At 66.9% G+C, this 8,670-nt stretch carries 8 protein-coding genes and 1 other RNA gene; 3 read left to right on the forward strand and 6 right to left on the reverse strand.

Going from position 1 to position 8,670, the window contains the following annotated elements; all coding sequences use genetic code 11:
- The 3 genes from ACXJKG_RS16680 to ACXJKG_RS16690 form a co-directional block, all read right to left on the reverse strand.
- Positions 1–707: DNA methyltransferase (locus tag ACXJKG_RS16680; protein WP_456846866.1), on the reverse strand; the 707-nt coding region annotated here is incomplete at its 3' end.
- The gene (locus tag ACXJKG_RS16685; protein WP_456846867.1) at positions 704–1,555 is read right to left on the reverse strand and encodes a hypothetical protein; all 852 of its coding nucleotides are present in this window, start codon (positions 1,553–1,555) and stop codon (positions 704–706) included. The genes ACXJKG_RS16680 and ACXJKG_RS16685, both read right to left, overlap by 4 nt.
- A gap of 11 nt (positions 1,556–1,566) precedes the next feature.
- On the reverse strand, positions 1,567–2,385 hold the full coding sequence (locus ACXJKG_RS16690) for a ParB/RepB/Spo0J family partition protein (protein WP_456846868.1): 819 nt from the start codon (positions 2,383–2,385) through the stop codon (positions 1,567–1,569).
- 308 nt (positions 2,386–2,693) lie between these two features.
- On the opposite strand from ACXJKG_RS16690, the gene ACXJKG_RS16695 reads away from it, so the two are divergent.
- The 3 genes from ACXJKG_RS16695 (at position 2,694) to ACXJKG_RS16705 (ending at position 5,513) form a co-directional block, all read left to right on the forward strand.
- Entirely contained in the window at positions 2,694–3,260 is a 567-nt protein-coding gene (locus ACXJKG_RS16695) for a hypothetical protein (protein ID WP_456846869.1), read from the forward strand.
- A gap of 982 nt (positions 3,261–4,242) precedes the next feature.
- On the forward strand, positions 4,243–4,551 hold the full coding sequence (locus tag ACXJKG_RS16700; protein ID WP_456846870.1) for a helix-turn-helix domain-containing protein: 309 nt from the start codon (positions 4,243–4,245) through the stop codon (positions 4,549–4,551).
- A gap of 269 nt (positions 4,552–4,820) precedes the next feature.
- Positions 4,821–5,513 (forward strand): nuclease-related domain-containing protein, encoded by a 693-nt coding sequence (locus tag ACXJKG_RS16705; protein WP_456846871.1) that lies wholly within the window; start codon positions 4,821–4,823, stop codon positions 5,511–5,513.
- An 82-nt stretch (positions 5,514–5,595) separates the two neighbouring features.
- Here the strand turns inward: ACXJKG_RS16705 and ACXJKG_RS16710 are convergent, their stop codons facing one another.
- The 3 genes from ACXJKG_RS16710 to ACXJKG_RS16720 all read right to left on the reverse strand — a co-directional run.
- Complete coding sequence (locus ACXJKG_RS16710) at positions 5,596–6,585, reverse strand: tyrosine-type recombinase/integrase (RefSeq protein WP_456846872.1); 990 nt, start codon at positions 6,583–6,585, stop codon at positions 5,596–5,598.
- A gap of 261 nt (positions 6,586–6,846) precedes the next feature.
- Positions 6,847–7,213: a transfer-messenger RNA gene (gene ssrA / locus ACXJKG_RS16715) on the reverse strand.
- An 84-nt stretch (positions 7,214–7,297) separates the two neighbouring features.
- Positions 7,298–8,670 (reverse strand): S1C family serine protease (locus tag ACXJKG_RS16720; protein ID WP_456846873.1); only part of this gene is annotated, 1,373 nt, incomplete at its 5' end.

The raw sequence follows: 8,670 nt of genomic DNA on the forward strand, positions 1-8,670 counted from the left end.
TTGTCGCGAAGCCTTTCAAACACATCCTGGTCGATCGTCTTGAGCCCATTCTCCCGAATGTACTTCGCCACATATGCAGGCGACATGCTGAACGTATTTGGCATGCTGATGCTAAGAAACTGGCTGGAGTCGTCGCGTCGCCAGGAACCGTGCATTATTCCTGCGAGGGCGCCCGCGATCATGAATTCCTCGCGCGACCATCTCGTGACTTCGGTACTTAGGAGGCGGGCACGAATGAAGTAGATCTGGCGTAGGGTGTTTTCGTGGTACAACATACGGATGTCCGGTGAAACGTCCGGATCCGAAGTCCGAGCGGACTTGTACTTCCGTTCGAGACCATCGAGGAACCGATTGATCTCGCTCCAGGTCGGCGGGTCAACTTTTGCCCGAGACAACACGTACGCAAGTGGGTTCAAGTCGTTCCCAATAACTCGTCGGCCTTCAACCCGGGCCTGGAGCGCCGTCGTACCTCGGCCGCTGAATGGATCCAGCACGAGATCGCCCGGTTTCGAGTGACGCTGGATGAAGTGGTGCGCGACCTTCGCGGGGAACATCCCGTGATACGAACACATTGAGTGCATCGCATGGCCCCAACGCGGACTCACGCTGTGCCACAGATCGCCTGCGGACGTTGTTCCGCCATCCACCGATCCGGGAGCAGCTGCATCAAAGAATGCGTCCCCGGACCAATCTTCAAGGCTGTTCACGCGAGATACTCCTGGAGTGATTGGGCGGCTGCGCGGATAACCGGCTCGCGCGACTCGGTCGCGACGCTCGCCAACCGCAATTGCGCATCTTTCAGCTCGGTTCTCTTCGGCTGTCCGGAGGCGCGCCGCAAGCCGAGGTCACGCTTCACCGCGCGGGATTCCTCACCACCGCGATAGAACTCAGGCGGCAGCGCCGCCGTGACCGCCTCGACGAATTTTATCGGGTATCGCTGGCCAGAGCCGGTTCGCGCCAACTCGACCGTTTCGGTGATCCACACGTCCGGGTTTTCACCCTTGCTAAAATGCTCGTCGAGCACCCGCCCGAGTCCCGCATCCGTCAATCGAAGCCACGCGTAGGGGTTGGAAGCCGGAACGACGCCAACATCCATGAGCTCGACGATTCGAGCAAAGAGACCGTGGCGTTCCAAAAGTCGGCCGACGCCAGTGTAGTTCCTGAGTGTCGCCGGCGAAACTCCGATATAGCGGGCAATATCGACCTTTCGGACGTTCTCGGACCTATGCAGGTGCTCGACCAGAGTTGCGAGTTGGCTGGGCAGAAGATCTTGGTAGATATCCGATTGGTAGCGGATTTCGTACCGTTGCTGGTAGTCGATTACATAAGCTGCTAGAGTCTGGAATCGTCGAGGATTCTTCTCACGGATCGACCGAATAGCGCGCAATCGCATCGTGCCATCGATGACCAGATAGCCCCCATCCGGTCGGGCAGCAACTTTGAGCGGTTCAGCGAGACCGATTTCCTCTATGGACGAGCGCAGCCGATCCTCGAAAGACCTAGCACTTCCAGAACGGCTCAGCTCGGCGCTAACGACCAGGTCGTCGGTGGCCACCTCAATAAGCCTCATCGCACAGCCACCGTGCCGCCAACACTGTATTCCGGAAACGCAACCGGAAACGCCAGGGCCAGTTGCCGGAGTCGCTCTTTGGTTGACCCGCTTGGTGCAAGGTCGAGCGCGCCACACGCCCAGCTGAACAACAGCAGGCGTTGCGTTCGGAACTCACCGCCGAGGTCGACCAAGCGTCGCCAGCCGAGAGCAACGAACAGAGCTTCGAGCTCGGCGGTTTTGATGGTTGATCGGGCGACGACGTCCATCAGCCCCGGGCGCTCGGCGGGGTCGACGTGGCGCGCGATGACGCCGTGCGCTGCGAGGTTTACTTCACCCCGGCGAAGCGCGGCGACTTCGCTTGTGCTGGCACCATCGAGCTGCGCCAGAAGGCGACGAACTGTCGCAGGACGCAGGCCGAATCGGCTTGCGATATCCGTTGTCTCCTCGCCCGCCTCTCGAGCCCGGTGTATCAGTAGGGCGCGGTCGACGGGCCGCATCTTCAATCGGGCTACATTCTCAACGAGAAACTGCTGGACCTTCTCGCTCTCTGCGTAGGTCGCGTCGACCACGAGCGCGGGAATCTTCTCCAAGCCCAACAGACGGCATGCGAGAGTCCGCCCTTGTCCTTTGATTAGCAGGTAGTCGCCTGAGTTGTCAGGAGCCGGCCGGACCGTGATCGGTGTGAGAACTCCGAACTGTTCGATTGAACGCTGCAACTCGCGGTGCCCGTCTCGATCACGCTTTCGGCCGAGCCCGTCCTCCGGTCGAATCCGAGCTACTGGCACCTGCTGCACCGGCTCCCGGACGCTGTCCTGGACCTCATCGGAAACCACAGACGTCCCTCTCAATCCGGTTCTCGACGTCTCCGTCACGCGCATCAGCCCCTCTGACTACAGCGGTGTGATTCTGCCAGGTTCCCTGCTCGACACTCGGCATTGCCCACACGCGGCCGCGTCGAGGCGGGCTGCGCGAGACTCGAACACACGTGCAAAGTAGCGTCGACCTCCGACACAGGGGGACACAGTAGACCGCGGCGTGGACTGTCCCCGTGCGCCGCGACCGGGCGAGCCGACGCTGGCCCACGCCTCCCGTATCCGCCTCGACGCTCACGAGCTAGGTCTGGGCATTTCGCGCTGTCTGCATGAGCAAGCACAACCTCGCGGAGTGTCAGATCGTAGGCTCGGCCATTGTGCGAACGAACGACGGGCAGCGACGAGCCTCTGCGGAGTCGTTCGGATCCGGCGGGCTCACCGCGGTTCTCCTGAACCCGCCCGCCGTGACGACGGGCATCCGAACGAGGAACGCCGTAGCCAAGGCCGGCCTGGTGCTGGGCTACAGCACGATCGAAGTCGTCAATCTGTGCTCTGCCGCGACACCGTCGGTCGTTGAACTCAACCGCACGCAGCGCCTCGACGGCTGGCTCGATGCACGTCCTGCGCTCGTGGGATCGCTCCGGACGGCAAGCGGGGTCCTGGCAGCTTGGGGTGTCGCAGGAATGACGGGCGCCGCGCGACTGGCTCGCGACGATCAAGTCGCCTGGCTCTATGACGAGCTCCTGAAGGCTGGAATCGACCGCGTCTGGACGGTCGGCGGCGAGCCAAGACACCCCTCGCGATGGCACCAGTTCGTTTCGGATAAGTACGGGCGGACGTCCGGAGGCTGCTTCGAGCAGCGCCTCTCGGAGGTGCTAGTCGCAACCCCGATCTGATCAGGCATTGTGTGGCGTTGGCCGTCTACGCTCTCCGCGCTCTCCACACGTTCGTCGCGGTCAATGGGACCGCTTGCTCCGGCATGCGCTCATCTGCGGGGTCGCGTGCGGCGCTGCCACCTTCGGGGTTGGGCCACTCCGCCCTAGATGCTCCCACCAACCGAAGTGGCGAGCACCATCTGCGGGCATCGACAACCGGCGCCCCGCAAGCAGGCRGGCAGCCAAGAGACGAGCCATCCCAGCGGCACATCGGGTCGCGCAAATGTCCCAGGGGAACGCGCATCGCGTGGGTGCCAGAAGAGTCAATGCGCTGAAACTTCCGTTGTCAGGCCACCGCCTGGCCTAGGCGCCGACTAGTACCGCCGGCACCCCGCAGCCGTGGGTCGTCGCATCTTGCGCCGATCGCCGCACACCTGCCGTCGAGGGAGGTGATCGTGATGGGACGACGGGACCTGATCCGACGGGAGCGCGCGAAGCTGGCGGCGGCCGAAGAAGCGCGCGCCGCGGCGGCGTCAGGTCCGGCAGCAACATTGCCAGCATGGCTAGGGACCGGCGGGACGGTCGCGTCATCGGAGTCGACTTGGGTGAGGTCGGCACCGGCGCGCACGACGTCGACGCCGCAGCCCGCGCGGCCGGCGCTCCGACGGCACCGGTCGGCACAACGCTTGACCGACAGACGGCCGGCCTTGCCTCCGTACGAGGGTGCTCCCTTGCGGGAGCTCGTTCGGCGCCGCGACGAAGCCCGGGCAGCCGTGCGGGCGCTCGACACCGAGATCGCCAACGAGGTCGAGCGGGCGCGCGCGGTGGGCGCGCCCTGGACGGCCATCGCTCAATGCCTGGCGATCACACGGCAGGGCGCTCGTCAGCGGTACGGCACCGGCGCCACACACGCTCACCCGATGCGGACGTGGTCCACAGATCTCCGGTAGTGCCTTGCGGTGTCGCTCGCGGCGCGGCGTGATGAGTTCGGGAGGGAGTAACAATGAGCATCGGGTACACGGCGGCCACCCCACAGGAGATCGCTGAGTCGTTCGGTATCTCAGTCGAGTGGGTGCGCGAGCWGGCGCGGCGCGGTCGGGTGCCGCACCTGAAGTTCGGGAGGGGCAAGATCCGTTTCCTTCCCGAGCACATTGACGCACTCGTACGGCTTGCGACGGTCGACGGCGTCGACCCCGAGGCGGAGCCGCCGGCTGAGGCGTCAGCCGATCTTGGTTCGCTCGGGGCCACGGTCCGGTCGCTGCGAGCGCACCAGCGTCGCCCGCACGTGCAGGGCGACCCGCAGATGTTCTGACGGGCCGGCCATCGCTGTGTGGCCGCTGCTGGGCGAATCTGAGGCGTTCAGGACGGCGGCGAAGCTGCCGATGCACAGGCATGGCGACAAGCGGCGGCGAGGCAGCCCCCGGTCCCAAGACGATGCGCCTGCGCTACGCCGGGACGTGCCGCGCATGTGGGACGGCGCTTGCGGCCGGGACTACGGGCGTCTACGACCGGAGCACCAAGTCGGTCACGTGCGTGGACTGCCCGGCATCCGCGCCACTCGAGACGGCAACCGACGACACCATGCTCGAGCCCTCTCCCCCACCGCCTGCCGAGGTTGCGGCCGGCGTAGCAGGTAACTCGGCACGGCGAGAGTTCGAGCGTCGCAGCGCGGCTCGTGAGACGCGCATCCGCGACGCCCACCCGCGCCTCGGCGGGCTCATACTCGCGGTCTCGGAGCAGCCGCAGAGCACGACCGCCTGGGCGCGCGGCGCCAAGGGTGAGGAGATGCTCGGGCGCGGGCTGGACTCGCTCGCCGACAAGGGCGTCCGGCTGCTGCACGACCGTCGGATCCCTCGCAGTAGGGCCAACATCGACCACTTCGCCGTGGCGCCCTCAGGCGTTTACGTTATCGACGCCAAGCGCTACGCCGGGCGACCGACGCTGCAGGTCGCGGGTGGCATCATCCGCCCGCGGACGTCCCGACTCGTCATCGGCTCCCGCGACGGCACCAAGCTCGTCGAGGGCGTTCTCAAGCAGGTCGGGCTTGTCCGGGACGCGCTCGCCGCTGCGGGTCACGATGACATCCCCGCGCGCGGGATGCTCTGCTTCGTCGACGCCGACTGGCCGCTGTTCGGCGGCTCGTTCCAGATCGATGGCGTCGACGTCCTCTGGCCGCGGAAGGCGTACGAACGACTGACGTCCCCCGGCGCACTCGCACCGACGATCGTCGACGAGATCCATCGAAGCCTGGCGGAGGCGTTCCCGATCGCTTGACGAACGGCCGATGACGGCCACGCAATACACCGTGCCTATGAACACGGCGATGACGCGACGATCACGGTGCGCGCGTCAGCCGTCATTGAGGCTGGATGACGAGCCCGGTCAACGCTCTCCCGGCGGCGGCCGCTGCGGCGGCCTGCTGGTCTGGCAGCAGGTGTGCGTACGTCTCGGTTGTCGTCGTGATCGACTCGTGCCCGAGCCGCCGCTGCAGGATGAACAGGTCGACGCCGGCGGCGATCATCCACGAGGCGTGCGTGTGCCGCAGGTCGTGYACGCGAGGCCTCTTGGTCAGCCGGGGCGCGTCCGGGTCGGGCGACCCATCCGGCCGCAGCGGGTTCATCGCGGCCTCGAGCGCGGGCGTCCACGTCTGCGTCCAGAACCTTGAGGACGAGAGCTGGCTGCCGACGGTGTTCGGGAACACGAGATCTCCCGGAGCCTTGCCGGCGATGACGCCGCGGAGGACGCCGACGAGGTCGTCGGGAAGCGAGACGGTGCGTCGCGCCCGCCTGGTCTTGGGTGGGCCGACGTACCAGTGACGATTCTCGTCGCGCTTCCACGCCTTCGTCACACGCACGGTCGCGGGCGTCGACGTGAGGTCGAAGTCGGCGACGGTGAGCGCGGTCGCCTCGCCCCAGCGCAGCCCGGAGGCAACGAGCAGCAGCACGAGGGGCCGGTAGTACTCGGCGACCTTCGACAGCAGCAGCGCGAACTCGTCGCGCGTGAGCACCGTCATCTCGTCATGCGTCGCCTGCGACTTGGGCAGCTCGACGCCGGCACACGGGTTGTCGTCGCGGTACCCGAGCCGCACGGCGGTCGTCATCGCCGCGGAGAACAGCCCGTGCACGTTGGCGATCGTCTTGGGTGCGTAGCCGCGGTCCGTCATAGTGCGCACCCACTCGGCCACGTGCCGGTAGGTGATCGACTTGACGGCATAGGGGCCGAGAACGGGCGAGATGTGCGTGGCGAGCTGCTGGCGGTAGTGCGCGCGGGTGTCCCGGCCGACCGACGTCAGCAGGTCGATGTGCTCGGAGATGACGTCGTCGACGGTCGGGCCGCGATGACGCACGGTGTCCGCGATCCTCGCTGCCTCGGCGGCGTATCCGCCAGCCGCTTCGATGAGGTGACGAGCCACAGTGGCGTCACGCAGATCGTCATACGTGAGCGAGGTCTGGCGTCCGGTATCCGGGTCGCGCCACAATACGGCGAAGGCCCTCGTGCCATCGCGACGCCGGCGCTCACGGATGCTCGCCATAGAGACAAAAATAGCCATCCGAGTCAACGGATGGCTATTCCTGGTCAACAAGACCGACGTTTCCGCAGGTCAGAGCAGTGGAGGTGGCGGGAATCGAACCCGCGTCCGGTGACGCAGTACCAGGGATTCTCCGGGTGCAGCCTGCTGTGATTTTCTCGGCCCCCACAATCCCACAGGCAAGTTGTGGACGGGCTCAGTCAGCTAAAAGTCCCGGCCATTGCACTGACGACAATGACCAGCAGTGGCTCTCTAGATGACGCTGGTTACTGAGTCAAGAGCAAACTCAGGCCAACGGACTTCGGGACTCGCTCAGGCGGCGAGGGCGAAGTCGGTGCGGTTGGAATTGGCACCTATGGTTTTGCACGGAGCGTTGACGAGATAACCGTGCGTCCTCGACCCGCTTCTCCTGGTTCGACGATCACCGTCGAAACCGATCACCCCCATGTTCAGTTATCAAGCACCAGCCGAAGCCGGTCCGACCAGCCTACCTCCCAACGGCAGGCTGKTCGGCTTCATTCCGGCCCGGTCAGTCGGCGGGTCCGGCGATGAGGGTGACCGTGGCCGAGCCGGCGGTGCCGTCGGCCGAGGTCCAGGTCAGCGCCACTGAGTCACCGGGGGCGAACGCCTTGAGGGCGGTCGACAGGTCCGAACCAGAGGACACGGCAGAACCGTTCACCGACGTGATCGTGTCGCCGGCCGCGAGGCCCGAGGACGCCGCCGGGGTGCCGTCGAGGACGCCCGCCACGACCGCGCCCTGGTACCCAGAAGCCAGGGACACTCCGAGGAACGCCGGGTAGCCGATCGTCACGGTGTCGGAGGCCGCGCCCGAGTCGATCTGGTGCGCGATGACCAGGGCGTCCTCGATGCTGATCGCGTAGGCGACGGTCGTCACCGAGCTGGCGGTGGAGGCTGCGGTCGTCATGCCGACCACCTCGCCCTCGTTGTCCAGCAGGGGGCCGCCCGAGTCGCCGGGGACCACCGCGGCGGAGAACTCGATGAGCCCGCTCAGCGTCTCCCCTGCCGTCGAGCCGTCGGACGAGGCGGTCATCGTCTGGTCGGTGGCCACCACCGAGCCGGCGGCCGCGAGCAGGTCGCCGCCGCCCTCCGCGTTGCCGACCGCCGTGACGGCGTCGCCGGTGACCACGCCGTTGTCGTTGTCGAGCGCGACCGTGGCCAGCCCCGACGCGTCCTGGAGCTGGAGCAGCGCGACGTCGTGGGTGGCGTCGGTGCCCAGGACGGTCGCCGTGTAGGTCTTGCCGGTCGACTCGATGGTGACCTCGATGGCCGTCGAGCCCTCGACCACGTGGTTGTTGGTGAGCACCAGCCCGTCCGACGTCAGCACCATGCCGGTCCCGGCCGCCGCGGCGTTCTGGTAGCCGAGCGTGGTGTCGATGGTGGCGACGCCGACCTGCTGGTCCGTGCTCGCCGCTGCGGCGGAGGACTGGGTGGTGTCGGGGAGCGTCTGGGTGCCCGGACCCGAGCCTGAGCCCGTTCCCGGGTCCGTGTACGACGGGTTCTCCGACGACGGCGGCGTGACCGTCGGCGGCACGAACGACGCACCCTGCGCGCTCGTCGTCGCCGTGTCGTCGGTGGAGGCGTGGAGGGCGACGATCGCACCCGCCGTCACCCCGCCCGCCAGCAGCCCGAGGGCCAGCGCTCCCCCGGCGGCGCCGATCGCGATGCTGCGGCGCACGACGGGCTTGGCCGCCGTCGCCGTACCGGTGCCGCCCGCGTGGGCGTAGGCCGGTGCCGGGTAGGTGCTCGCGATCGGCGCGACCGCGTGGACGGGGGCGGCCGTCGGGTGCGGATGGACACCCGGGGCCGCGGGCGCMGTGCTGGCGATCGGAGCCTGCGCCGGGTTCGCGGGTGCGGTCGGCGGTGCTGTGGGCAGAGGCGCGG

It is taken from the genome of Cellulomonas sp. P5_C6 (genome assembly GCF_054049635.1).